The following is a 22,241-nucleotide window of genomic DNA, read 5'->3' as shown; positions in this document are numbered from 1 at the left end:
GCGGGCAGGCCTAAAACAAGGGCGAAAAGCTAGCTAGCAAAGAGGCGAGCCAGCGTGGCGAGCCAGCTGCGATCCTGCGCCGAGTACCGCGGATTACGCGTTACGACAGGGCACTCAAGGCAATAGGCTTGCGCCCCACTGATGCCGGTCAGTCGCAAGAGATCGGACTGTAAGCGAGCCCCCAATTCGTCTTGCTGGCGAGCGGCCAAGGAAAAGATATCACCGGCGCCCTTTGCGCTGGATTCTCCACCGAACAAAAGCGCGCTGAGCAGCGTATCATATTCTTGCGAGCCCTCGCCAATGTAAGTTGCGTGCCATTCGCCGTCGGCCAGCTTGGCTTCCTTGGCAACCCAATCTAGCGCCTCATCGAGTCCGCCATACTGGTCTACCAATCCGATTTGCCGCGCTGTCCCTCCGTCCCAAATTCGGCCTTGGCCGATCTCGTCGGTCCGATCGCGGGTGAGGTCGCGCGAGGTCGAAACACGTCCGAGGAACTTCTCATAACCCGCAGCAATCGAGGCCTGCAGGATCGCGTCCATTTCGGGAGTTAAACCACCGATGATATCCGGTTGGCCTGATAGCGGTGTGGTGCCGATCCGGTCCGCACCGATTCCGAGCAGATCTCGTGTGCCTTCGAAAGTGGGGATGACCGCGAATATTCCAATAGAACCAGTGATCGATTCGGGTTCTGCGAAAATGCGATCGGCAGGCGTGGATACCCAATAGCCACCGCTTGTCGCGAGATTGGCCATAGAAACCGCCACCGGGATGTCCTTGTCCTTGTGGCGGTTGATTGCGCGTACGATCACGTCCGATGCTGTGACCGTTCCACCTGGTGAATCGACTCGTACAACAAGTCCGGCAAGGTCATCGTTGAGAGCTTCGTCGAGCAGCCGCGCAATCCGGTCGCCTCCGGCTGTGCCGGGTCCTGCGTTGCCATCGACAATCGTCCCAGCGATAGTGATGACCCCGATTGCCTTGCCGGGAGTTTCGGGTTCGATCTCTGCCAGCCACGCGTCGTAATCTGTGCTGGCATAGCTGCCGGGCATCTCATCCCATGCATCCTCGCCCACTATTTCCGCGACGCGCTCGCCGAACTCGACTCTACCGCCAAGCTTGTCGACGAGGCCGCTATCGAGCGCCGCCTTGGCAAGATTTCCGCCGCTCGCCTGGGCCCACTCGACCGGCGTTTTGGTGATCCGATCGATTTCAGCAGCGGGCCGTGCCTTCTTCACTTGCGCCTGCCATTCGGTCCAGATCGCATCGTAGACCGCCTGGATGTCCTGCCGTGCTTCCGGCGAGAACTCATCGCGGTCATACGGTTCGACCGCGGACTTGAACGCGCCGACACGGTAAATGCGTGCGTTCACTTGCAGTTTCTCGAGCAGATCGCGGTAGAACAGGAAGTTGCCACCCGGACCCTGGATCAAGGCGCCGCCGTTGGGATCGAGCCAAACTTCGCTGGAATGCGAAGCAAGCATGATCGCATCATCGCTATAGAAAAGCGCATGGCTCAATACCGGCTTATCCGCTGCGCGCACCCGGCCTATCGCCTCCGCGACGTCCTGCATATGTACATGCCCGCCGCCAAGAAATCCGCTCAAGTCGAGCACCACTGCCTTGATCCGGTCGTCCGTCGCGGCGGCGTCGATCGCGCGTACCAGATCGCGCGCCTGATATTCGTTTACAGGTGCCTGCCCAAGGATCAGCGCCTGAATCGGGTCAATCGCCGCACGCTCTTCGACCAAATATCCGTCAAGGTTCAGCAGCAACGCGCCTTCGCGTACTTCCGCCGCATTGGGACGCGCTGAAAGCACGGCATAGATGGCGAAGAAAAACAACAGTAGGAAGACGAGCGCCAACCCGTCCTTGATGCCGACCAGCAATCGCCAGACCTTGCCTGCAAAACTCATATTCAGTGCTTCCCTGTTGTTCGTGGCGCTCCATCTAGGGACGATCACCGAAAAGTTCCATTCTAAAGGGATTTTCGACACTTGAAGCGAGAAATTGGCGCACAAGGCTAGACGGTTGGTTATATCCAACCTAGAGGCTCCATCCATGCAGGATCTGATTCGCGAGATAGAGAATTTTTGCCACCGCCACGGGATGTCGGAGACGCGATTTGGCGAATTGGCGATGAATGACAAGCCATTCGTCTCACAGCTGAAAGCAGGCCGCGATTTGCGCAGCAGCACCGCATCGAAACTGCGCAAGTTCATGGTCGAGTATAGAGGAAGCGAAACCGAAGCCTCAGAGCGCTTCCCGGCGGGCAGCGCCGCCTTTCCGCATCGTGACCTGCTCGGTATCGGCCAACTTGAACGGCATGAGATTCTCTATCTGCTGGAAGAGGCGGAACAATGGGTTCAGCTGAACCGCGGCCAGTCGAAGCATACAGATGCGCTGTCGGGCCTCACGATCATCAATGCCTTCTTCGAGAATTCGACCCGCACGCTGCTGAGCTTCGAGATAGCCGGTAAGCGGCTGGGTGCGGATGTCGTCAACATGCATGCGGCGCAAAGCTCAGTGAAGAAGGGTGAGACGCTCATCGATACGGCGATCACGCTCAATGCCATGCGCGCCGATGCCATTGTGATCCGCCATAGCTCTAGCGGGGCGGTGGCGCTGATCGCGAGCAAGGTCGATTGCCCGGTTCTCAACGCAGGCGACGGCAGCCACGAACATCCCACCCAGGGTTTGCTCGATGCGCTGGCATTGCGGCATGCGCTGCGGGGCAAGGGTCATGCGGCGGAAGACTTTACCGGGCTGACCGTCACCATCTGCGGCGATATCCTGCACAGCCGTGTCGCCCGCTCCAATCTGTTGTGCTTGCAAGCGCTTGGGGCGGAAGTGAGGTTGTGTGCTCCGCCAGCGCTGATGGCTGCGGGAGTGAAGGCGATGGGCGCTACACCCTATCACGATTTCGACGCGGCGCTGGATGGCAGCGATGTGGTGATGATGCTTCGCCTCCAAACCGAGCGGATGCAGGGCGCCTTCATCCCCTCAGAGCGCGAATATCATCACCTTTATGGTTTGACGCAGGAGCGGCTGGCGCGGGCCGCACCCGATGCGCTGGTGATGCACCCGGGGCCGATGAACCGCGGGGTCGAAATCGACAGCGACGTTGCGGATATGCTCGATCGCTCGATCATCACGCGGCAGGTCGAGATGGGTGTTGCGATTCGCATGGCCTGCCTCGATGTGCTGACACGGCGAACGCGCGGCGTGGAGGGCTGGGCATGAAACAGCTCAAACCGCTCACGATCACCAATGGACGCTTGGTCACGCCGCAGGGAGTGGCCGTGGGAGCGGTTCGGCTGGCCGATGGTATGATTGCCGCGCTGGGCGATATCGCGCCGGAATCAGGCGACGAGACCGTCGACGCGAAAGGCGCGTTGATTGCCCCGGGGATCGTCGATTGCGGCGTTTTTGCGATCGACAAGCCGGCATTTCATTTCGGCGGGGTCACACGCACGGCGCTGATGCCGGACCAAGTTCCGCCGCTCGATTATCCGGAGCGTGCCAAATACGTCGCGATGAGCGGCAAGCCTGATCTGTGGGTTCATCCGCTGGCTGCCGCGACGCGGGGGCTTGATGGCCAGCGCCTGTCTGAACTGGCCCTATTGCGCGATGCCGGGGCGAGAGCCGTCGCGACCGGTAGGCAATGGATCGCTGACTCCGGCGTGATGCTGCGAGTCCTGCAGTACGCAGCAATGCTCGATATGCCCGTTATTGCGCATGCCGAGGATGCTGCGCTTGCCGGTGAGTCCGTTGCGACGGCAGGCGAAATGGCGAGCCGAATGGGCCTAGCTAGCGCTCCCTCAGAAGCTGAGGCACTGGCGGTCGCGCGCGATATTGCTTTGGCCGAGATTGCAGGAGCGCGGCTGCATTTTCGCCAAGTAACTACCAGGGCGGCGCTGGACCTCGTGAGCATAGCCAAGAAGCGCGGCGTTCCCGTAACCGCCGGAGTAACCCCTGCACATTTCATGCTCTCGGACCTTGCAACAGCGGAATTCCGAACCTTCGCGCGCTTGTCGCCGCCCTTGCGCAGCGAGAACGATCGCCAGGCGGTGATCGAAGCGATTGGTGAGGGCACGATCTCAATCATCGCATCGGGACATGATCCGCGCGGTCCGGAAGACAAGCGCTTGCCATTCGCCGACGCCTCGCCGGGAATGGCGGGAGCGGAATCGCTGCTCGCAATGACGCTCACATTGGTGCGCGATGGTGTGATCGACATGGCGCACGCATTCGAGCTGCTTGCAGCCAACCCGGCGCGCTTGTTGGGCGTTAATTCTGGCGAGTTGGCGGAAGGGAAAGAGGCGGATATCGCGCTGATCGATCCCGAGAAGCCGTGGATCGTCGATAGCCGCGAAATGGCCGCGACGGCTGGCAATACGCCGTTCGATGGGCAACCCGCCCAAGGTCGCGTGACCGCACTCTATAAGGGCGGCGTACACGTCGCCTGAGCAGGCTGATTGGTGCCGCTTCCAAATCGCAAAGCAATGGTCTAGAATAGGGACACTGGTCGCGATCCTCACCGGGGGGAAGAGGAATGGCGACCCAACATCAGTCACAAGCAAGCGATGGTGCAACAGCACAGTCCGGATCGATGACCGCATTCATTGATCGCTGGATTTATGTGCTCATGGCGGTTTTGTTCTTCGCTACGGTGCTGGTCGGGTTCGTCCCCGATTCGCTGATGAAGATCGAGCTGGTGAGGACGGGCGTCCGACCACCGTTTCCCATGATCCTCCATGTCCATGCAGTGCTGATGGGAACATGGATTCTTCTTCTGCTGACACAGACGGGCCTTATGGCCACTGGCCGTAGGGCGATGCATATGCAAACCGGCGTCGCGGGCATGGTTTTGATGCCGGCGATCGTGCTGCCTGGGATCGTGCTGGTTCCCACAATGTACGGGCAAGTCTACGAACAGTTCAACTCTGCACCTCCCGAGGCATTCACGGCGCTTGCAGAGCGCGTCAACCACGTCGGGAATCTCGCGCTGCTACAGTTTCGCGCAGCAATTGCATTTCCGTTGCTTGTGATTTTGGCGCTGCGGGCTCGGCGCAACCGCCCAGACATCCACAAGCGGTTGATGATTCTCGCTACAAGCGTGCCACTTCCAGCCGCAATCGATCGGATAACGTGGATCCCGCATACGATGCCGGAAAGTTCAATTTCCGTCCCGCTCTACACATTCTTGTGGATCGCTCCGATGTTCCTGTGGGATCTCCATCGTCAGCGCAAGGTTCATCCGGCTTATTGGATATTCTTGGCGGTTTACTTGCCTTTGGCGCTCATCGGCCAGTTACTCTGGAACACGCCCTTCTGGCTTTCAACCGTTCCTGGCTTGCTCGGCCAAGGATAAAAAAGCCCCTCCCGGATTAGGGGAGGGGCTTATCTCCTACCAATGGAGAACTGGAAACGCGTTAGCGCGAGGCGACCCGGACATTGCTGTCGACGGTACCGGGAAGCTTGCGCGATCCGGCGTAGGCAAAGCAGCCACCGCCCGAAGACTTGATCGAAGAGCACATGCGTTCGGCCGAACTTTCGGCCATGCCGCCAGCTGAAACGCGGTAATAGGTCTTGCCGTTCACATTGGCCTTGGCGACCTTGAAGCTGTCACGGTCAAGCTGCGGGTATTTCTTGGCATAGGCTCCCTTGGCGCGCTCTGCCTGGTCGGCGCTTAGGAACGAGCCGAGCTGGATGCGGTGATCACCAGCTGCCAGCTGAGTCGGGGCGGATGTACGAGGCTTGGCGCGAGGCGCTGGCTTCGCAGCCGGAGCCGCAGCGACGCGGGCGCTCGGAGCGGGCTTTGCGCTGTAACCTTGCGGCAGTTTTTGCACTACGGCGTTCGATACAAAGCGCGGGCCACTTGGCGCAGAAGCAGGAGCTTCAACCGCTGCGACCTTGACCGGCGCTTCGGCCACCACGGCGACGGGGGCAATCTCAACTGGCTCCTCAGCAGCAGCCATGCGCGTCTCTTCCGGGAAATTAGCCAACGCAAGGCGCGTAGGCATGCCCGGGTCGCGAACCAGTGGAGCGCCAAGCAGCTTGGCTACGCGTTGCTGGTAGAATTCGGGAGCGGCAGTCGCTGACCATTCACCTAGGCGGTCGCCCAACTGGTCAGCCGGTACGTCTTCTGCTGCCATTACGCGTGCAGTGCGCCAATCACCGGCCAACGCCATGGCATAAGCGAAATTCTGACGAACCTTGGCCGTGTTCTGGCCGTCACGGATCGCGTTGCCGAGTACGTGTGCGCCCTGTGCCGGACGCCCGGCGAGTGCGAGTGCCAGACCATAGTCGCCGGCATCCATGGCGCCGTCCCAGTTGGACAGCGTGCGAAGCGCTTCGTCCTGACGGCCTGCGCCGATTGCGGCGAGGGCATGGCCAAGAGCGGTCCGTGCGGAGTTATCTCCCAGAGCGATCGCTTCGCCATAAGCAGTTGCGGCGGCATCGAAGCGGCCGGCATCGAGGTAAGCCGAACCGGCAAGCGCGCGATAGCTTGCATTGCGCGGATCCGCGGTAACCGCATCTTCAGCATAAACGATCGCTTCGCTGTACGCAGCTTTCGCGACAGCACTATCCGAGGCGCTGGCTGAATAGGTCGACGGCGAAGCGTCGGCGGCCGAGCAACCTGCCAGCGCAACCGAAGTTAGCGCGGTTGTCAGTACCAATCCGAAGCGGCGTTTATCGTGCACCATGTTCATCGTCAGTTTCCTCCGTAATCCTTCAGGGCCGGCATCAGTTCGCATCGACTTGCGATGCGAGAGCGGTAATTTCCGGCATGGTGTCGAGCAGCGCATCGAGCGCTTCGGTCACCAGTTCTTGCGCGCTGCGATCCTTGATCGTGCTGGCAAGTCGTAGTTTGAGATGACGCTGCGCATCGAGGCGCAGCGTGAATGCAGCCCGCTTGCCCTGCGACTTGGCCTTGCGGCGGGGTTTCGTGCTTGTAACCGAGGTTTTTGCCTTGGCGAGTTCGGCCCGCTTGCCTTGCGGCGGTGCGAGCTCGACGATTTCTGCGGTATGGAACTGGTCATCGCCCAGATCATTCCAGCCGAGGTCTTCCAGTGCTTCGACTGCATTGGCGGCCAGCGGCAAGGCGGATACGCTACCCAGCTGCGAACGCATGGCGGGCTTGGCGCCGCCCTTGCGGGCAAGCAACGACTGGTTGAGAGAGGCGAAGTTTACTTCGGACATCGTTCGTCCCGCGCCCCCTTCCTACTGGGCTACGCGGCGGCCGAAGCCACCAGAAGGGCGATTCGCACCGGCGGCCTGCGCCTGCGTGTTGGGCGCGGCGAACACGGTGCGGCGGAAATTCTTTTCGAGACGATCGGAGATATACTTCCACAGTGCAGTCACTTCTGCAGCCGAACGGCATTCGGGATCGACTTCCATCACTGTGCGACCGTCGATCATCGAGGCGGCGAAATCGGTGCGGTGGTGAAGCGTAATCGGAGCGACTGTACCGTGCTGCGAGAGTGCAACGGCGGCTTCCGAAGTGATTTTGGCCTTGGGTGTTGCTGCGTTGACGACAAAGACCAGCGGCTTGCCAGCGCGTTCGCACAGGTCAACCGTGGCACCCACTGCGCGCAGATCGTGCGGGCTGGGCCGCGTCGGAACGACGATCAGTTCAGCAACCGAGATCACCGACTGGATGGCCATGGTGATAGCGGGCGGTGTATCGATGACGGCGAGCTTGAAGCCCTGCTGACGCAGTACATTCAGGTCGTTTGCCAGCCGCGCGACCGTAGTCTGGGCGAATGCGGGCAATTCCGCCTCGCGCTCGTTCCACCAATCGGCGAGCGAGCCTTGCGGATCGATGTCGATAAGAACGACAGGACCGGCGCCTGCACGTTGTGCCTGGACGGCGAGATGGCCCGACAAAGTCGTCTTGCCTGATCCGCCCTTCTGCGATGCCAAAGCCAATACTCGCAAGGCCTGGTCCCCCTATAAAAACCCTTTGCACTCCGCTCGTATAAGCGGTTGATGCCGGGGGATCGCAGGATACCCCTAATTTTGGGTTAACGGGTGTGACTTTGCGTGATCCCTTCAAGTGTTGGTGCTGGCCTATTCATAGTTGGGCCTTGCTCGCTTCAGACAGATTGGCGAAGGAGATCGGATGAGCGGCGCGGCGGGATATCAGCAGGAACCGGAAGTGGAATCGCGCTCGACCCAGACGGCCGACGAGCGGCTAATTTCGCTCGATTTCATTCGCGGTTTCGCAGTCCTTGGTATCCTGGCTGCCAATATTGTCGGCTATGCCATGGCAAGTACAGCGCAGGGATGGCCCGCCGTGTTCGGGCCACTCGATTTCGGATCTACGGCGGCATGGTTAGCCAATTTCATCCTTATAGACGGCAAGATGCGCTCGCTCTTTGCGATCCTGTTCGGAGCCGGGCTGGCACTCTTCATTGACCGGATCGATGATCGCGGCGGGATCGGCGTAGCGGTGCAGGCGCGGCGCTTGTTGTGGCTCGCGCTGTTCGGCATCGCACATTTCGTCCTGCTCTATCGCGGCGACATCCTCTTCACCTACGCTTTCTGGGGCGTCTTCGCGATGCTGCTCACTCGCGTAAAGCCTGGTTTGCTGTTTGCTTTCGGGCTTGCGCTATATCTAGCGATCGTGCCCCTGAAAGAGACGCGATACAGCGGTGCGCTTAATGGCCCTTTACTCGAAGCTCAGGCCAAGGCGGGAGCAAATGGCTTGCCGTCAGCGAAGCTCGATCCGGAAAGCTGGCGCAACGATGGCCTGCGCGATCAGCTAGTCATGAACGAAGGAAGCTTTGCCGAGATTGCGGAGTACCGGGTCGAACGGCATGGGTTCGGTGCATTCTCTACCACTCTCGACTCTCTATATGACAGCTTCCCCATGATGCTGATCGGTATCGCCCTGTTCCGCTGGGGTCTCTTCTCGCGCGGAGTTGGTTCGGGAAAGCTCAAGCTGGCAGGCTGGGGTCTGCTAGCAATCGGTGTTGCCGTAGGTGCGTGGTTCGCATGGGTGCCTATAGAGAGGGGCCTCTCGCTCGCTGTCACGCAGTATTATGGTAATGCGCTGATGCCATTGCAGCGATTGCCCATGAGCTTCGCCTGGTTGTTCCTGCTCGTCGCCTATCTGCCATCAGTGCTTTCGGGGGTGATGGGCCAGTGGATCGCTGCAGCGGGCCGGATGGCGTTCAGCAATTACATCTGCAGTTCGCTGCTTATGGCGCTGATCTTCCAGGGCTGGGGGTTCGGCTGGTTTGGTCGATTCGACCGGCTGGAGCTGTTCGGCTTCGTCATTCTGGGCTGGATGCTCATGTTAGCGTGGTCGAAACCGTGGCTTGCTCGTTTCCGGTATGGGCCGCTCGAGTGGCTATGGCGCTGCCTGACATATTGGAAACTCTTTCCCATCCGGCGATAAATGCGGATAGGACTTGCTATTGCGAGTTATTCGCAGTAACTCTTCCTGCGAATCGATCGCAGGAGAGCTGCATGTACGTCTGCATCTGCAATGCCATCAGGGAAGCCGAGCTGCGCCGTATGGCGCTTCACGTTCCAGGCGACGCGGAAGCTGTCTACGCTGCGATGGGCAAGCAACCCAATTGCGGTAGCTGCCTTGACGAAGCCGATACGGTCTTGTTCGAAGAGCGACTTGCGCGGGTTCCTTTAGCCGCCGTCGCTGCTTGATTTCTCGCTAGTGCAAATCGCTCGCAAATAGCGGAATTCCGCCATTTTTTGCCTATTCGAGCTTGCCATGCACAGGCGGCGGGACGCATAGGATCACGCGAAACAAATTCAGGAGATGTGCGGTGAAGGGCGACGAGAAAGTCATCGAGTTCCTCAACAAGGCGCTGACCAACGAGCTGACCGCGATCAACCAGTATTGGCTGCATTATCGAGTGCTGGCAGATTGGGGCGTCGGCAAACTCGCCGAGTACGAACGGCACGAATCCATCGACGAGATGAAGCACGCCGATATCCTCGCCGAGCGTGTGTTGTTCCTGGGCGGGCTCCCGAACTTCCAGGCAATACATAAGCTCAAGGTTGGCGAAACCGTCGAGGAGATCCTCAAGGCCGATCTGGCGATGGAAGAAGAGGCGATCCCGTTGCTGCGCGACGCGATCGAGCATTGCGAGAAAGCGCGCGACTACGTCAGCCGCGAGATCTTCGAACGCATCCTCGAAAGTGAGGAAGAGCATGTCGACTTCCTCGAAACCCAGTTCGACATGATCGAACGCATGGGCCTCGAAAACTACGTCCAGCTCCAAAGCAAGGCTGCAGAGGAAAGCGAGTAAGCTACTCGCTTACAACCGCTCCATCTTCAGCCAGCTAGACTCACCTTGCCAGACTTCGTCTAGCTTCGCTTTGGCGGCTGCAGCCTCTGCTTTGCGCCCGATTTTCCGTTCCGACTTCATCAGACCATAGAGCGCCCACCCGCTATTCGGCGCCTTGAACAGCGCCTTGCGGAAGGCTGTGCTAGCCGCATCGTAATCGCCAGAAAGGTAAAGCGCCGCGCCGCGCGATTGCGCCACCGGATAATACCAGTAGGGCGGCTCGTTATAGGGGATCATCGCCTCGATCTCTTCCGCGGCTTCGAAATGCGCGACCGCCTCGGCATGGCGACCCTTGGACGAGGCATACTTGCCACGCGCGACATGGCTAGCAAGCCGCACGATATCGGGCGCCGGGAATCCCTGCTCGCGCATGACGACGACATTTGCCGCGGTTTCCTGCGCATCAAGCGAAGCGATTTCGTCTGCGAAACCGTCGTCGTCACCCGCATAAGTGTAGGCCAAAGCACGCGAATAATGTCGCATCGCTTCGACATAGGCCAGCGGTGAGGGCTCATCCGTCAGCGCAAGGATGGCGGCGGGCGAGGCGAATTGTGCCAACGCAAAGCCGGGCGCAGCGTGGATAGCCTGAACCCAGGACATGTTTTGTGCTGCCTCGACTGAAAGGATCGATTTCAGCCTTGCAGATTCCTGGCTTACCGCATGCATGTTGCCGACCATTTGCGCGCTGGTGAGCAGGAAATGGACATTGTGCGGATAGTATCCGTACCGATAGAGGCCATCGTCGCCGACCGTCTGGAGATATTTCTCGTCGGCCCGCGCGCCGGCGATATTGCTTCTCATTGAATCCGCGTAACGCCCGATCCGGTAGTAGATGTGTGAAGGCATATGCACCAAGTGGCCGAGCGCGGAAGGCGCGGATGCCGCAAGCGAATCGGCGGCCTTCTCTGCCATCAGAGGATCGGGGCCGTTCTCCATCAGGTGGATGTAGAGGTGCGAGGCCTGCGGATGCCTCGGATTGCGATCCACCACGCGCTGGATCAGCGAGACAGCCTCGCCGATGCGCGGCTGCGGTTCCTTGCTCACGTCGTCCCAATAGTACCAGGCGGTTGTCGTCATGGCGGATTCGGCCGCGAGTACCGCGATATCGTCATTGTCGGGATTGGCCGCTGCATTGGCCAACATCGCATCGGCATAGGCCTTGTCGAGAACACCGCGATCCGCGGCGGGATCGGGCGAGAAGCGCAGCTTCTGGATTGCGATTAGCTCGGCTTCGGCTGAACCAGCGTTGGCAAGTGCCTCGGCCTTCGCGAGTGCGGCTAGGGCGGCGGCATTCTGCGCTTCGCCCATCGGGGCATTGATATTGGGGCCGTTGGCCATAGCGATGGCCCACCAGCACATCGCGCAATCGGGCGCCCGTGATGCAGCCTCGCGGAAGGCGCGGATGCCTCCGGCATGATTGAAGCCGTAGCTAAGCGCCATGCCCTGGTCGAAGAACCGCCGCGCTTCGCCTGTCAGCCCGCCCGTAGGCAGCTGCGTCGGCATTATTTCATCATAGAGCGGCATGCTCGCCAAGCCCATGCCCAGCGAGGCGGAATAACTTTGCGCGATCGCCAGTCTCTGATCGAGCGCTTCGCCCGGGATCCCGATGCCGCGGCATACCGATCTTCCTACCGCCGTGGGATCAAGCGCTTTCAGCTGCTCGGCCGACAAGGTCGCGCCGACCAGCGAAGAGTGCGTGCCGACAAGCACCGATGCGCCCGCGGCAAGCGCGGCATACAGGTAAGTCTTATTCATTAGTTGTCTCCCAAAGGAGACCCTTAGCACAGATGCGGGAACGGGGTTTGGACGGAATCGACGGGGTAGCCGTCACCGCTCGCCGCTATAGTTTCCCCCGCCGCCCTTGTTGGCGTTGTAGGGGTTCTTGGGGCTCTTGAGTACGACTCGCACCGGCACCGCCTCGAAACCGAGCTTGGCGCGGATACCATTCACTAGATAGCGTTCGTAACTCTTGGGCAGCGAATCGAGCCTTGTTCCGAATACCACGAAGCGCGGTGGCCGCGTCCCAGCCTGCGTGATGTAGCGCAACTTGATCCGGCGCCCGCCCGGTGCAGGCGGAGGATTGGTTTCGAGCGCATCGTCGAACCAGCGGTTGAGCGCAGCAGTAGGCACGCGCTTCGACCAGCTTTCGCGAATTTCGAATGCGGCGCCCAGCATCGTATCGAGACCTTTGCCGTTCTTGGCCGAGACCGCAAACAGAGGCAGGCCGCGTACTTGTGCCAGGCCATCGTCCAGCGCTGCGCGCACGCCGTTGAACAGCGAACTGGGATTTTCGGCGATGTCCCACTTGTTGATCGCGATCATCAGCGCGCGCCCTTCTTCGAGCACCATGCTGGCAATCTTGAGATCCTGATGCTCCAGCCCCTGCGTCGCATCAAGCAGCAAGACGACCACCTCTGCGAAATCGATCGCGCGGCGCGCATCGGCGACCGAGAGCTTCTCAAGTTTTTCAGTAACATTGCGTTTCTTGCGCATTCCCGCCGTGTCGATCAGCCGGATCTCGCGTGTCTCGCCCGATTTGGGATCTTGCCATTGCCATTCGACAGCGATCGAATCGCGCGTGATTCCCGCTTCCGGACCGGTCAGCAGGCGGTCTTCCTTGAGCAGCTGGTTGATCAGCGTCGATTTGCCGGCATTGGGCCGCCCCACGATTGCCAGCTTGAGCGGGCCGAGCGGCGCGTCCTCGTCATCCCAGGCGGCTTCTTCGGCTTCCTCGCCGTCAGCCTGCGCGCCGATGATCGGCCACAAGGCATCGAACAGGTCGGCTACGCCTTCGCCGTGTTCAGCAGAGAGCGGAACCGGATCGCCGAAGCCCAGCGAATAGGCTTCCATTATGCCGCTATCGCCGGCTTTGCCTTCGGCTTTGTTGGCAACCGCCACCACCGGCAGGTCCTGTCCGCGCAGCCATCGCGCGATTTCCTCGTCCAGCGGAGTGAGCCCCACCCGCGAATCGATCACGAACATTGCCGCATCGGCACCCTCGAGGCTGACTTCGGTTTGCTTTCGCATCCGGCCGGGCAGGCTTTCGGGGCTGTCGTCTTCCCAACCCGCCGTATCTACGACTGTGAATTTCATTCCCGCGATCTCAGCGTCACCCATACGGCGATCGCGTGTCACCCCCGGCTGGTCATCGACCAGCGCGAGCTTCTTGCCGACCAGCCGGTTGAACAGGGTCGACTTTCCGACATTGGGCCGGCCGATGATGATGACTGTGGGTTTCATGGTGTCGCAGCGCAGGTGGGGGATGCTCGCTCGTTTGGCAAGGAAATCGGCGGATCAGAAAGCCGAAATCCTACGCGATGGAGCACATGGAGCACAGTCCAGAAGCTCGAATCATGCCTTCCGTGTGCTTCGCCCGAAAGCGCAAAAGTGGAAGTTTTTTCAATTGCTTGGTGTGACATATTTGTGAGCATGCCACGCGCCTGGAACTGTAGGAAAGATCTCAGTCCGCCTTTGCGACCGGAGCATCATCCCCCAGATCGTCATACCATGCTTCGACCGGCCCTTTCAGCGTAATGGTCAGCGGGTTGCCGTGACGGTCCATGGTCTTGCCGGCCTGCACTTTAACCCAACCCTCGGAGATACAATACTCCTCGATATTGGTGCGCTCGCTCCCCTTAAATTTGATCCGCACACCGCGCTGCAGCACTTCGGACTGGAAATGCTCGCTCTTGATATTCACCGAGAGGCGATCAGGCGGGACATCGGTGCTGCCCACTTGCGCGGCGGCTGCTTCGGTCTGAGGCGTTGTTTCGTCGTTCATGCGCGCGCGTTATCGCGAGCGGCAGTTCGCGGCAAGCACCGACTGCCAACTGGCCGGGTAGCTTCGCCTATGCCAGATCTAAAGGTGTCGGGGCAGGTTCGTCGAGCTGATGAACCGGCTCTTCCTCTGGATGGGTTTCGCGCGGTAGCTCAGCCGGTATCTGGGAACTCACCAGTTCGGGCAGCGCATTGGGCTGTAACATCATTATAGCGACTCCGATTTTGATTCATGGATTCAACACCTGAGAGGCCAGATGCGTTCCGGGGTTGGAGACCACGCTTGCCCTTTTCGTCACACGAGGATAGAGGCGCATCGCAACGCGCGCGGGGGCCGTAAGGTTTCCCGCGCGGCTTCGTTCGGGTTGCGGGCGTGGCGGAATTGGTAGACGCGCTGGTTTTAGGTACCAGTATCGCAAGATGTGGGGGTTCGAGTCCCTTCGCCCGCACCAGACCGCTGCGCAGGCTGTCCGGCACTGACGATATTTTAGACAAGGCAAGACGTTCCAGATGCAAACCAAGGAAATCACCAACGAAGGCCTCAAGCGTGGCTATCAGCTGACAATCACCGCGGATGAAATTGCCGCGCGTGTTGATGGCGAAGTCAAGAAGATCGCGCCGCAGGTGAAAATGCCGGGGTTCCGCCCAGGCAAGGTTCCGGCCAATCTCGTCAAGAAGATGCATGGCGAACAAATTCATGCGCAGGCAATTAATGACACGATCCGCGAATCTGTCGATGGCCTGATGCAGGACAATGAATTGCGTCCGGCAATGCAGCCGAGGGTTGAACTGGGCGAAGGTTATGAGGAAGGCAAAGATGCCGTACTCACTGTCGAACTCGAAATCCTTCCCAAGGTCGAAGCGCCAACGCTCGACAATCTCAAGCTCGAACGTCTGACTGTTCCTGTTGGCGAGGACCAGGTTGATGAGGCGATTGCACGGCTCGCCGAAGGCCAGAAAAGCTACAAGGATGCCGCGAAGACCAAGAAGGCAGGTGACGGCGACCAGCTGATCATCGACTTCACCGGAAAGCTCGACGGCGAAGAGTTCGAAGGCGGCAAAGCCGAAGATGCGCCACTGGTGCTCGGATCGGGCCAGTTCATTCCGGGCTTCGAAGAGCAGCTGACGGGATCGAAAGCGGGTGATGAGAAGACGATCTCGGTTACGTTCCCGGATGATTATCCGGCCGATAACCTCAAGGGCAAGGAAGCGACTTTCGACATCGTCGTAAAGGCAGTGAAGGTCGAAACGGAGAGCAAGATCGATGACGAGATGGCCCAGAACTTCGGCCTTGATAGTCTCGACAAGCTCAAGGAACTGATGCGCGGCCAGCTTGAGCAGGAAACTGCCGGACTTACCCGTACGCAGATGAAGCGCCAGCTGCTCGATACACTGGCGGCCGGTCACGACTTCCCGGTCCCCGAAGGCATGGTCAATGCCGAGTTCGACCAGATCTGGGCCCAGCTTGAGCAGGAAGCGTCAAGTGAGGAAGATCCCAAAGCCGCGATGAAGGAAATCGAGGCCGAAAAGGACGATTATCGCCGGATCGCCGAACGCCGCGTTCGCCTCGGTCTGTTGCTTTCCGAAATCGGGCAGCAGAACAACGTCCAGGTCAGCCAGCAGGAAATGAGCATGCTCATCCAGCAGGCCGCCCAGCAGTACAGCCCCGATGACCGTGAAAAGTTCGTCCAATACGTGCAGCAGGAACCGATGGCGGCTGCCCAGCTGCGCGCGCCGCTCTATGAGGACAAGGTCGTGGACTTCCTGTTCGACAAGGCCGAAGTCACCGAGCGCGAAGTGACCCGCGAAGAGCTCGAGGCCGCTATCGAAGCGGAGGAAAGCGAAGCAGCGAAGCCAGCCAAGAAGAAGGCCGCGCCGAAAAAGAAGGCCCCGGCCAAGAAAGCTGCGGCGAAAAAGGATGGCGAGAAGAAGGCTGCGCCAAAGAAGAAGGCTCCCGCCAAGAAAGCTGAACCGAAGAAGGCTGCGGAGAAAAAGCCCGCCGCCAAGAAGGCTCCTGCCAAGAAGAAGGCCCCGGCCAAGAAGGCGGCAGCCAAGAAGTAATCAGCTGGTCACTCGTTCCCTCGCGAGAGCGGCGACCACGGCAGATAGGAGGGCTCGGGCAGCATTGCTGACCGAGCCCTTTCATATGCGGCGCCCGCTTTGAGCACCCTGTGGTCCTGCCATTTGCCCGCCATGAAGCTCAGGCCTACCGGCAGCCCCTCGACCGCGCCCATCGGCACCGTCAGATGCGGGTATCCGGCAATGGCCGCGAGAGAACCGGCACCTGCCCCGAGACCGGAATGGTCGCCATTGATCAGATCGATTGACCATGCAGGATCGACAGTCGGTGCAACCAGGAAGCTGACTTCGTTTTCCGCCAGCAGCCGATCAATCCCGTCTTCGCGTGTAGCGCTGAGATTGGTCTCGAGAGCTTCGCGGTAGGCCTCTTCATCGGTTGCCAGGAGAGACGCTTCAAGCAGATCCTGTCCGAAGAACCGCAGCTCGGTCTCGCCGTTCGCATAGTTGAATGCGACCACATCGGAGAGGGTTTTCGGCAAACCTTCGCCCGGCAGCGTCGCCAGATAGGCATCCATGTCGCGCCGCAGCTCGAACAGCAGGACGTCGAGTGAGCGGTTCCAGAAGCCTTCCGGCCAGTCGTACTTGATCGGGATGAGGATTGCCCCGGCGCGTTCCAGGTCATCCAGCGCAATATCCAAGAGTGCATTGACGCCACGGTGCGATCCCGATTGGTTCTTGAGGACACCGACCCGCACGCCTTCGAGCGAGTATTCTTCAAGTCCGGCGCTAAAGTCCGTCGCATAGCGATCCGCATCCACAGTCGCGGAATCGGCGGGATCACTGCCTGCCATTGCGGTCAGCAGCATGGCTGTATCGGTGACCGAGATCGCCATCGGTCCGGCGGTATCCTGTGTCGCGCTGATCGGGACCACATGTGTGCGGCTCACCAGTCCGACCGTTGGCTTGAAGCCCACAATGCCGTTGATGCTGGCAGGACAAGTAATCGAGCCGTTGGTCTCGGTTCCAATCGCAGCCCACACCATTCCTGCCGCTACGGCTGCGCCGCTACCTGATGAAGAGCCACATGTCGTCCGGTCAGTCGCGTGCGGGTTGCGTGTAAGCCCGCCAATCGCGCTCCACCCGCTGGTCGACGTGCGACCACGGATATTGGCCCATTCGCTGAGGTTGGTTTTGCCGAGAACTACGCCGCCCGCCGCGCGCAGCCGTTCGATCAAGGGTGCATCGCGCGCGGTGCGGTTGGCTTTGAGCGCGAGGCTGCCGGCGGTGGTCGGGAACTCGTAGGTCTCGATGTTATCCTTCACGAGCACCGTACCTCCGGCGAGCGGCAGGCCCTCGCGCTCGGCTTCTGCGGCCAGCGCCGGTGCTCCGGGATTGTAGACGATTACCGCATTGAGCTGGGGTCCGGCATCATCGAGCGCCTCGATTTGCTCGATATAGGCCCGCGCAGCCTCTGCTGCGGGGCTGGGCGGGCCAGCGTGATCGTCGTCAAGCGATGGAGTCTGTCCAATCGCGGCGCAAGCAGTGAAGAAGGCGAAGGGGAGCGCGAGGCGCGATAAGAGGTGGGTCATCCGCGCATCCTGCCGCTGCAGAGCGACAATGCAAGCCTGTCAAAAGTTTCCGGACAGCGTGAATTGAAATTTTGTCCCGATCCGCTGCGCGCGATCTTCCTCGATCACTATCGGATCGCTCCCGCGCACGCCGTCGAAAATCGTGCGGATCAGCCTGCGCCGTGGACCGGTGATATTGTCGAGCTCGAGCCGGGCGTTGAGGCCGAATACATCCTTGTTCTCGATGAAGACCTTCAAGAAGCTCGGTCCGGAAAATTCGCGCCCGAATTCCCCGACACGGAAGTATCGCCCGAAGCGTGTCGTGTTGGCGCCGAAGCCCCAAGCCCAGTCGGTTTGCGGCACATCGTGGCGGAAGTCGAACTCGAAACGATGGGCTTGCCGGCGACTGAAAGGCCGCGGCAGTCCATCCACCGGATCATCCAGTCGGCTTCGCTCCACGCGCCCGCCGATGTCGAGGCGAGCGCCGCGAAAACCCATAGCCTCCAGTTCTATCGTCGCGTCTAGTTCCGCCCCAGTGAGCGTTGCCGAAGCGATATTGCCCTTGGCGGCGCGCCCGTCGGGCAAGGCAATGATATCGACCAGGTCGGAGATTTCCTGGTGAAACAGGGTCAGCGTGCCATTACCCCAGCGACCAAAGTCGCGGGTGATCTCCAGTTCGCCTTCCCAGCTTTGTTGCGGCACGAGGCGGGCATTGGCAGCGTCCTGCTGCTCGTTGCCGAGTGAAACGGTGGCGAGGAAGTCGCCAAAGTCCAGCTGACCGACGCGGCGCGCGATCTCGAGGGAGGCGTCCCATCCATTGCCCGCAGACCAAGCAAGCGACACGCTGCCTTTGGGCCGCGCGAAGCTGCGCGAGACTGAATTCGCCCCGCTTTGCGAAATGGTTGAAAACTCGGCGCCGCCGGAAAGCTGGTAGGAGAGATTGTCCGATAGCGATCCACTCGCGGAAAGGATCGATTCGTAGCGATCTTCGCGCACGCCGCCGGTTCCGCCGGGAAAATTGATCTCGACGAAGTCGCCATTCGAAGCGAGCAGAAAAAGCTGCGCGACATTGTCGAGCCGGTTGAATGCCGCTTCGCCCGAAAGCTGCCATTCGATACCTAACATGGGCCACGAGTACTCGGCGCGTCCGATCCGCTCGCCCTTGTCGCTGCCGAAAGCAAAACGGCGCCCAGTGGGATCCGAAAGGTCGACAAAAGAGATGACCGCAGTTTCTGTGTTGTCGCGCGTGTTGAACGATTCGAGCCCGATCAGCTTGAGCCGACCAGGTCCCAGAGCGAATTCGATATCTCCGGCGATCTCGTACTCGTATCCGCGCGATCGGAATCTTCTCAATTGGGCCTGGTCAATGCCGCTTACCAGATCGCGGGTGTCGGTTTCGCGTGTCCGCGAATAGACCCTCTCGTAGGACAGGTTCAGGTTCGCGACCGCCCCGGCGATACCATCGTAGCGCAGATCGGCCGAGATCTTTGGCGCGTCATTGTGGAAGCGGTAGAAAGTCTCGCGCGTTTCGGTGAGAATGCCATCACCATCGCTCAGCAGGGTAGGGCCCTTCGCGGCAAACCTCAGCGAGTTGTTGCTCAGCGAGACGGTGAAATCAAGATCGCCGGTGGCGCCGCTGACCGACACATTGGCTTCGGTCGGGTTCCACCGGTTGGTCGTCGGTCGATGGATGAGATTCCATTCGAACTGGCCTGAAAGCGCACTCGATTGGGCCAAGACGATATTGGCGACCTGGCCGCTGAGGCCCGGGATATCGAGCGCCGTTCCATCGAGGATTTCGATCCGCAGCACATTGCGCGCAGGAATGCGGCCCAGCTGGTCGGCAAGACTCGATGATTTGCTGGTGAGCCGCTGGCTATTGAGCAGGATGTTTTCATTCGCCTGGCCCAGTCCGCGCTGTTCAGGCTGATTGCGCCGTGTGGAACCGGAACTGTTCTCGACCGAGAAGCCAGGCACCCGGTTGAGCATGTCGAGCGCGGTGCGCGGTGCGAAGCGTTCGAAATAGCCGGGGCCATAGACCTCGTTGCTGCCGGGTTGTTCCTGACCGGCTGCCGCGGCCGAGACGCCCTCTTCCGGCAAATCCTGCGCAGAAAGCGGGCTGGTTGGCAGTGCGAAGCACATCGCTAGTCCACCAACACCGAAGATCGGAGTTCGAGCCGTCAAAGGCGATGTTCGGCAGATCGGACGGCTCCCAGGCCATTGGGTATACCAAAACTGTATAGTTGTCCGGACAACTTTTGGCAATGCGTAGAAGCCGCGCATTGCCCTCATGGAGCAATCTTCCCACAATGCGTTAATGCCCTTGAACATCTTTGCACGGATGGCGACATAGGCGCGACCAACTTTTAACGAGGACTTCCATGATCGACCTGTTCGGCACCGACGCACATAACACCCAGGGCCATTTTACCCGTGACCCGGAAACCGGAGCGCTCGTGCCCGTTGTGGTCGAACAGACCAGCCGCGGCGAACGGAGCTTCGATATCTTCAGCCGCCTGCTGCGCGAACGGATCGTATTCGTCACGGGTCAGGTGGAAGACGGCATGGCTTCGCTGATCACGGCGCAGTTGTTGTTCCTCGAAAGCGAAAATCCTTCCAAGCCGATCAGCATGTATATCAACTCGCCCGGCGGCGTGGTGACTGCGGGCATGGCGATCCATGACACCATGCAATACATCAAGCCGCGTGTTTCGACTGTATGCATCGGCCAGGCCGCATCGATGGGCAGTTTCCTCCTGGCCGCGGGCGAACCGGGGATGCGGATCGCGCTTCCCAATGCCCGGATCATGGTGCACCAACCTTCGGGCGGCGCGCGTGGCATGGCCTCTGATATCGAGATCCAGGCCAAGGAAATCCTGCGCATAAGGTCGCGTATGAATGACCTTTATGTGAAATATACCGGCCAAAGTCTTGAGGATATCGAGAAGGCGATGGACCGCGATACCTTCCTTGAAGCGGACGAGGCAATGAAGTTCGGCCTGGTCGACAAGGTCTTCGAAACACGGCCGGAATCGGGCGAATCCGAAGATGAGGAAGGCTCGGGCGGAGCGCCGGAATAGGCCTCCGGTAACCTACCTTTGACCCGCGCTGGGACGCGCGCAATCCACAGGGTAGCATTTCGACAACCACCATGCTTCAGCTTGTCGAAAGTGGTGATTGCTACCACAATATGTTGATTATCAACCTTTCGGCTCTAAACTCGTGCGAATCTCCGCGGGATCGGGGCCGAAAGAACGGGAAATGACGAAATTGAGCGGAACAGATAGCAAGAGTACGCTGTACTGCAGCTTCTGCGGTAAATCGCAGCACGAGGTGAGGAAACTCATCGCGGGGCCGACGGTGTTCATCTGCGATGAATGCGTCGAGCTGTGCAACGACATTATCCGCGAAGAAACCAAGGCGGGCCTCACAGGCCGCAAAGAGGGCGAAGTGCCCACGCCAATGGATATCTTCACCACGCTGAATGACTATGTGATCGGGCAAGATCGCGCCAAGCGCGTACTCTCGGTCGCAGTGCACAACCACTACAAGCGCTTGAAGCACAGCAACAAGGCGGGCGACGTGGAGCTGGCCAAGTCGAACATCCTGCTCGTCGGGCCCACGGGTTCGGGCAAGACGTTGCTGGCACAAACGCTGGCGCGCACTTTCGATGTGCCTTTCACCATGGCCGATGCAACCACGCTGACCGAGGCGGGCTATGTCGGCGAGGATGTCGAGAACATTATCCTCAAGCTGCTGCAATCATCGGACTATAACGTCGAAAAGGCGCAGCACGGGATCGTCTATATCGACGAAATCGACAAGATCACCCGCAAGGCCGAAAACCCCTCGATAACGCGCGACGTGTCGGGCGAGGGTGTGCAGCAGGCCCTGCTCAAGCTGATGGAAGGCACCACGGCTTCCGTCCCGCCGCAGGGCGGCCGCAAGCATCCGCAGCAGGAATTCCTCCAGGTCGATACGACCAATATCCTGTTCATTTGCGGCGGCGCCTTTTCAGGGCTCGACAAGATCATTGCCGACCGTCTGCAGAAGCGCTCGATCGGTTTCGGTGCGCATGTCGCCGATCCGGACAAGCGCCGCGTGGGCGAACTGCTCGAAAAGAGCGAGCCGGAAGATCTGCTCAAGTTTGGCCTGATCCCCGAATTCGTCGGCCGCCTGCCGGTTATCGCAACCCTGCACGATCTCGATGTGGATGCTCTGGTCACGATCCTGCAGCAGCCCAAGAACGCGATCGTCAAGCAGTACGCCAAGCTGTTCGAGCTCGAAGATGTCGAATTGACCTTCACCGATGATGCGCTGCAAGCGATTGCCGAGCGCGCGATCAAACGGAAGACAGGTGCACGCGGACTGCGCTCGATTGTCGAAGGCATCCTGCTCGATACGATGTTCGACCTGCCCGATATGGACGGCGTTACCGAGATCGTCATCGACGGCGATGTGGTGGCGGGAAAGAAGGAACCGATCCGCGTCCTCGCCAATGACGATGACGCCGAAAAGGAAGAAGCGGCGTAGGCTAATTCCGAACGTTTGCAGATTC

The 22,241-nt window shown here is 60.0% G+C and carries 19 protein-coding genes and 1 tRNA gene; 10 read left to right on the top strand and 10 right to left on the bottom strand.

Features of this window, described 5'->3' with window-relative positions; all coding sequences use genetic code 11:
- Nucleotides 1-29 precede the first annotated feature (29 nt).
- Complete coding sequence (sppA, locus tag ACEWMW_RS01330) at nt 30-1,913, bottom strand: signal peptide peptidase SppA (protein WP_409412087.1); 1,884 nt, start codon at nt 1,911-1,913, stop codon at nt 30-32.
- A gap of 304 nt (nt 1,914-2,217) precedes the next feature.
- Between sppA and ACEWMW_RS01325 the strand changes: the two genes are divergently transcribed.
- From ACEWMW_RS01325 to ACEWMW_RS01315, 3 genes are all read left to right on the top strand, one after another.
- Nucleotides 2,218-3,240 carry an aspartate carbamoyltransferase catalytic subunit gene (locus tag ACEWMW_RS01325; protein WP_409413588.1) on the top strand — a complete coding sequence of 341 codons (1,023 nt, stop codon included), beginning with the start codon at nt 2,218-2,220 and terminating at the stop codon, nt 3,238-3,240.
- Nucleotides 3,237-4,466, top strand: a complete 1,230-nt coding sequence (locus tag ACEWMW_RS01320) for a dihydroorotase (RefSeq protein ID WP_409412086.1) — start codon at nt 3,237-3,239, stop codon at nt 4,464-4,466. The genes ACEWMW_RS01325 and ACEWMW_RS01320 overlap by 4 nt, the downstream gene beginning before the upstream one ends.
- 86 nt (nt 4,467-4,552) lie before the next feature.
- Entirely contained in the window at nt 4,553-5,371 is an 819-nt protein-coding gene (locus ACEWMW_RS01315; RefSeq protein ID WP_409412085.1) for a hypothetical protein, read from the top strand.
- 61 nt (nt 5,372-5,432) lie between these two features.
- Here the strand turns inward: ACEWMW_RS01315 and ACEWMW_RS01310 are convergent, their stop codons facing one another.
- Genes ACEWMW_RS01310 through ACEWMW_RS01300 form a run of 3 tightly spaced genes read right to left on the bottom strand, consistent with a single transcriptional unit; the run spans nt 5,433 to nt 7,941 of the window.
- The gene (locus tag ACEWMW_RS01310; protein ID WP_409412084.1) at nt 5,433-6,713 is read right to left on the bottom strand and encodes an SPOR domain-containing protein; all 1,281 of its coding nucleotides are present in this window, start codon (nt 6,711-6,713) and stop codon (nt 5,433-5,435) included.
- A 34-nt stretch (nt 6,714-6,747) separates the two neighbouring features.
- The gene (locus tag ACEWMW_RS01305) at nt 6,748-7,203 is read right to left on the bottom strand and encodes a hypothetical protein (protein ID WP_409412083.1); all 456 of its coding nucleotides are present in this window, start codon (nt 7,201-7,203) and stop codon (nt 6,748-6,750) included.
- A 21-nt stretch (nt 7,204-7,224) separates the two neighbouring features.
- Nucleotides 7,225-7,941 carry an AAA family ATPase gene (locus ACEWMW_RS01300; RefSeq protein ID WP_409412082.1) on the bottom strand — a complete coding sequence of 239 codons (717 nt, stop codon included), beginning with the start codon at nt 7,939-7,941 and terminating at the stop codon, nt 7,225-7,227.
- 184 nt (nt 7,942-8,125) lie between these two features.
- Between ACEWMW_RS01300 and ACEWMW_RS01295 the strand changes: the two genes are divergently transcribed.
- The 3 genes from ACEWMW_RS01295 (at nt 8,126) to bfr (ending at nt 10,280) form a co-directional block, all read left to right on the top strand.
- Nucleotides 8,126-9,406 carry a DUF418 domain-containing protein gene (locus ACEWMW_RS01295; RefSeq protein WP_409412081.1) on the top strand — a complete coding sequence of 427 codons (1,281 nt, stop codon included), beginning with the start codon at nt 8,126-8,128 and terminating at the stop codon, nt 9,404-9,406.
- Between the two features lie 71 nt (nt 9,407-9,477).
- Nucleotides 9,478-9,672 carry a (2Fe-2S)-binding protein gene (locus ACEWMW_RS01290; protein ID WP_409412080.1) on the top strand — a complete coding sequence of 65 codons (195 nt, stop codon included), beginning with the start codon at nt 9,478-9,480 and terminating at the stop codon, nt 9,670-9,672.
- A gap of 122 nt (nt 9,673-9,794) precedes the next feature.
- Nucleotides 9,795-10,280: a bacterioferritin gene (bfr, locus tag ACEWMW_RS01285; protein WP_409412079.1), complete on the top strand. Its 486-nt coding sequence runs from the start codon at nt 9,795-9,797 to the stop codon at nt 10,278-10,280.
- A gap of 9 nt (nt 10,281-10,289) precedes the next feature.
- Here the strand turns inward: bfr and ACEWMW_RS01280 are convergent, their stop codons facing one another.
- The 4 genes from ACEWMW_RS01280 to ACEWMW_RS01265 all read right to left on the bottom strand — a co-directional run bounded on the left by ACEWMW_RS01280 (nt 10,290) and on the right by ACEWMW_RS01265 (nt 14,305).
- Nucleotides 10,290-12,074 (bottom strand): tetratricopeptide repeat protein, encoded by a 1,785-nt coding sequence (locus ACEWMW_RS01280; RefSeq protein ID WP_409412078.1) that lies wholly within the window; start codon nt 12,072-12,074, stop codon nt 10,290-10,292.
- A 72-nt stretch (nt 12,075-12,146) separates the two neighbouring features.
- Nucleotides 12,147-13,559, bottom strand: coding sequence for a ribosome biogenesis GTPase Der (gene der / locus ACEWMW_RS01275; RefSeq protein WP_409412077.1), 1,413 nt, complete (start codon nt 13,557-13,559; stop codon nt 12,147-12,149).
- Between the two features lie 220 nt (nt 13,560-13,779).
- The gene (locus ACEWMW_RS01270) at nt 13,780-14,100 is read right to left on the bottom strand and encodes a DUF3297 family protein (protein WP_409412076.1); all 321 of its coding nucleotides are present in this window, start codon (nt 14,098-14,100) and stop codon (nt 13,780-13,782) included.
- 67 nt (nt 14,101-14,167) lie between these two features.
- A complete protein-coding gene (locus ACEWMW_RS01265) occupies nt 14,168-14,305 on the bottom strand; it encodes a hypothetical protein (protein WP_409412075.1) in 138 nt (45 codons plus the stop codon).
- A gap of 158 nt (nt 14,306-14,463) precedes the next feature.
- Between ACEWMW_RS01265 and ACEWMW_RS01260 the strand changes: the two genes are divergently transcribed.
- Nucleotides 14,464-14,548: transfer RNA gene (locus ACEWMW_RS01260), tRNA-Leu, on the top strand.
- A 58-nt stretch (nt 14,549-14,606) separates the two neighbouring features.
- On the top strand, nt 14,607-16,157 hold the full coding sequence (gene tig / locus ACEWMW_RS01255) for a trigger factor (protein WP_409412074.1): 1,551 nt from the start codon (nt 14,607-14,609) through the stop codon (nt 16,155-16,157).
- A gap of 8 nt (nt 16,158-16,165) precedes the next feature.
- Here the strand turns inward: tig and ACEWMW_RS01250 are convergent, their stop codons facing one another.
- Nucleotides 16,166-17,704 (bottom strand): amidase, encoded by a 1,539-nt coding sequence (locus ACEWMW_RS01250; protein ID WP_409412073.1) that lies wholly within the window; start codon nt 17,702-17,704, stop codon nt 16,166-16,168.
- 39 nt (nt 17,705-17,743) lie between these two features.
- Nucleotides 17,744-19,867, bottom strand: a complete 2,124-nt coding sequence (locus ACEWMW_RS01245; protein ID WP_409412072.1) for a TonB-dependent receptor plug domain-containing protein — start codon at nt 19,865-19,867, stop codon at nt 17,744-17,746.
- Between the two features lie 197 nt (nt 19,868-20,064).
- Between ACEWMW_RS01245 and ACEWMW_RS01240 the strand changes: the two genes are divergently transcribed.
- Nucleotides 20,065-20,763: an ATP-dependent Clp protease proteolytic subunit gene (locus ACEWMW_RS01240; RefSeq protein ID WP_409412071.1), complete on the top strand. Its 699-nt coding sequence runs from the start codon at nt 20,065-20,067 to the stop codon at nt 20,761-20,763.
- Between the two features lie 181 nt (nt 20,764-20,944).
- Nucleotides 20,945-22,216 carry an ATP-dependent Clp protease ATP-binding subunit ClpX gene (clpX, locus tag ACEWMW_RS01235; protein WP_409412070.1) on the top strand — a complete coding sequence of 424 codons (1,272 nt, stop codon included), beginning with the start codon at nt 20,945-20,947 and terminating at the stop codon, nt 22,214-22,216.
- The last annotated feature ends 25 nt before the right edge of the window (nt 22,217-22,241 follow it).

The organism is Litorerythrobacter xanthomarinus (assembly GCF_046254955.1).
In the GTDB taxonomy this organism is placed as follows: Bacteria; Pseudomonadota; Alphaproteobacteria; order Sphingomonadales; family Sphingomonadaceae; genus Qipengyuania_C.
Note: the sequence above shows the minus strand (reverse complement) of the source record. Positions and strands in the feature narration are given on the sequence as shown.

Coding starts and splice junctions, on each gene's coding strand:
- sppA (WP_409412087.1), bottom strand. CDS start 1,913: ATGAGTTTTGCAGGCAAGGTCTGGCGATTGCTGGTCGGCATCAAGGAC.
- ACEWMW_RS01325 (WP_409413588.1), top strand. CDS start 2,218: ATGGTCGAGTATAGAGGAAGCGAAACCGAAGCCTCAGAGCGCTTCCCG.
- ACEWMW_RS01320 (WP_409412086.1), top strand. CDS start 3,237: ATGAAACAGCTCAAACCGCTCACGATCACCAATGGACGCTTGGTCACG.
- ACEWMW_RS01315 (WP_409412085.1), top strand. CDS start 4,553: ATGGCGACCCAACATCAGTCACAAGCAAGCGATGGTGCAACAGCACAG.
- ACEWMW_RS01310 (WP_409412084.1), bottom strand. CDS start 6,713: ATGAACATGGTGCACGATAAACGCCGCTTCGGATTGGTACTGACAACC.
- ACEWMW_RS01305 (WP_409412083.1), bottom strand. CDS start 7,203: ATGTCCGAAGTAAACTTCGCCTCTCTCAACCAGTCGTTGCTTGCCCGC.
- ACEWMW_RS01295 (WP_409412081.1), top strand. CDS start 8,126: ATGAGCGGCGCGGCGGGATATCAGCAGGAACCGGAAGTGGAATCGCGC.
- ACEWMW_RS01290 (WP_409412080.1), top strand. CDS start 9,478: ATGTACGTCTGCATCTGCAATGCCATCAGGGAAGCCGAGCTGCGCCGT.
- ACEWMW_RS01280 (WP_409412078.1), bottom strand. CDS start 12,074: ATGAATAAGACTTACCTGTATGCCGCGCTTGCCGCGGGCGCATCGGTG.
- der (WP_409412077.1), bottom strand. CDS start 13,559: ATGAAACCCACAGTCATCATCATCGGCCGGCCCAATGTCGGAAAGTCG.
- ACEWMW_RS01270 (WP_409412076.1), bottom strand. CDS start 14,100: ATGAACGACGAAACAACGCCTCAGACCGAAGCAGCCGCCGCGCAAGTG.
- ACEWMW_RS01265 (WP_409412075.1), bottom strand. CDS start 14,305: ATGATGTTACAGCCCAATGCGCTGCCCGAACTGGTGAGTTCCCAGATA.
- tig (WP_409412074.1), top strand. CDS start 14,607: ATGCAAACCAAGGAAATCACCAACGAAGGCCTCAAGCGTGGCTATCAG.
- ACEWMW_RS01250 (WP_409412073.1), bottom strand. CDS start 17,704: ATGACCCACCTCTTATCGCGCCTCGCGCTCCCCTTCGCCTTCTTCACT.
- ACEWMW_RS01240 (WP_409412071.1), top strand. CDS start 20,065: ATGATCGACCTGTTCGGCACCGACGCACATAACACCCAGGGCCATTTT.
- clpX (WP_409412070.1), top strand. CDS start 20,945: ATGACGAAATTGAGCGGAACAGATAGCAAGAGTACGCTGTACTGCAGC.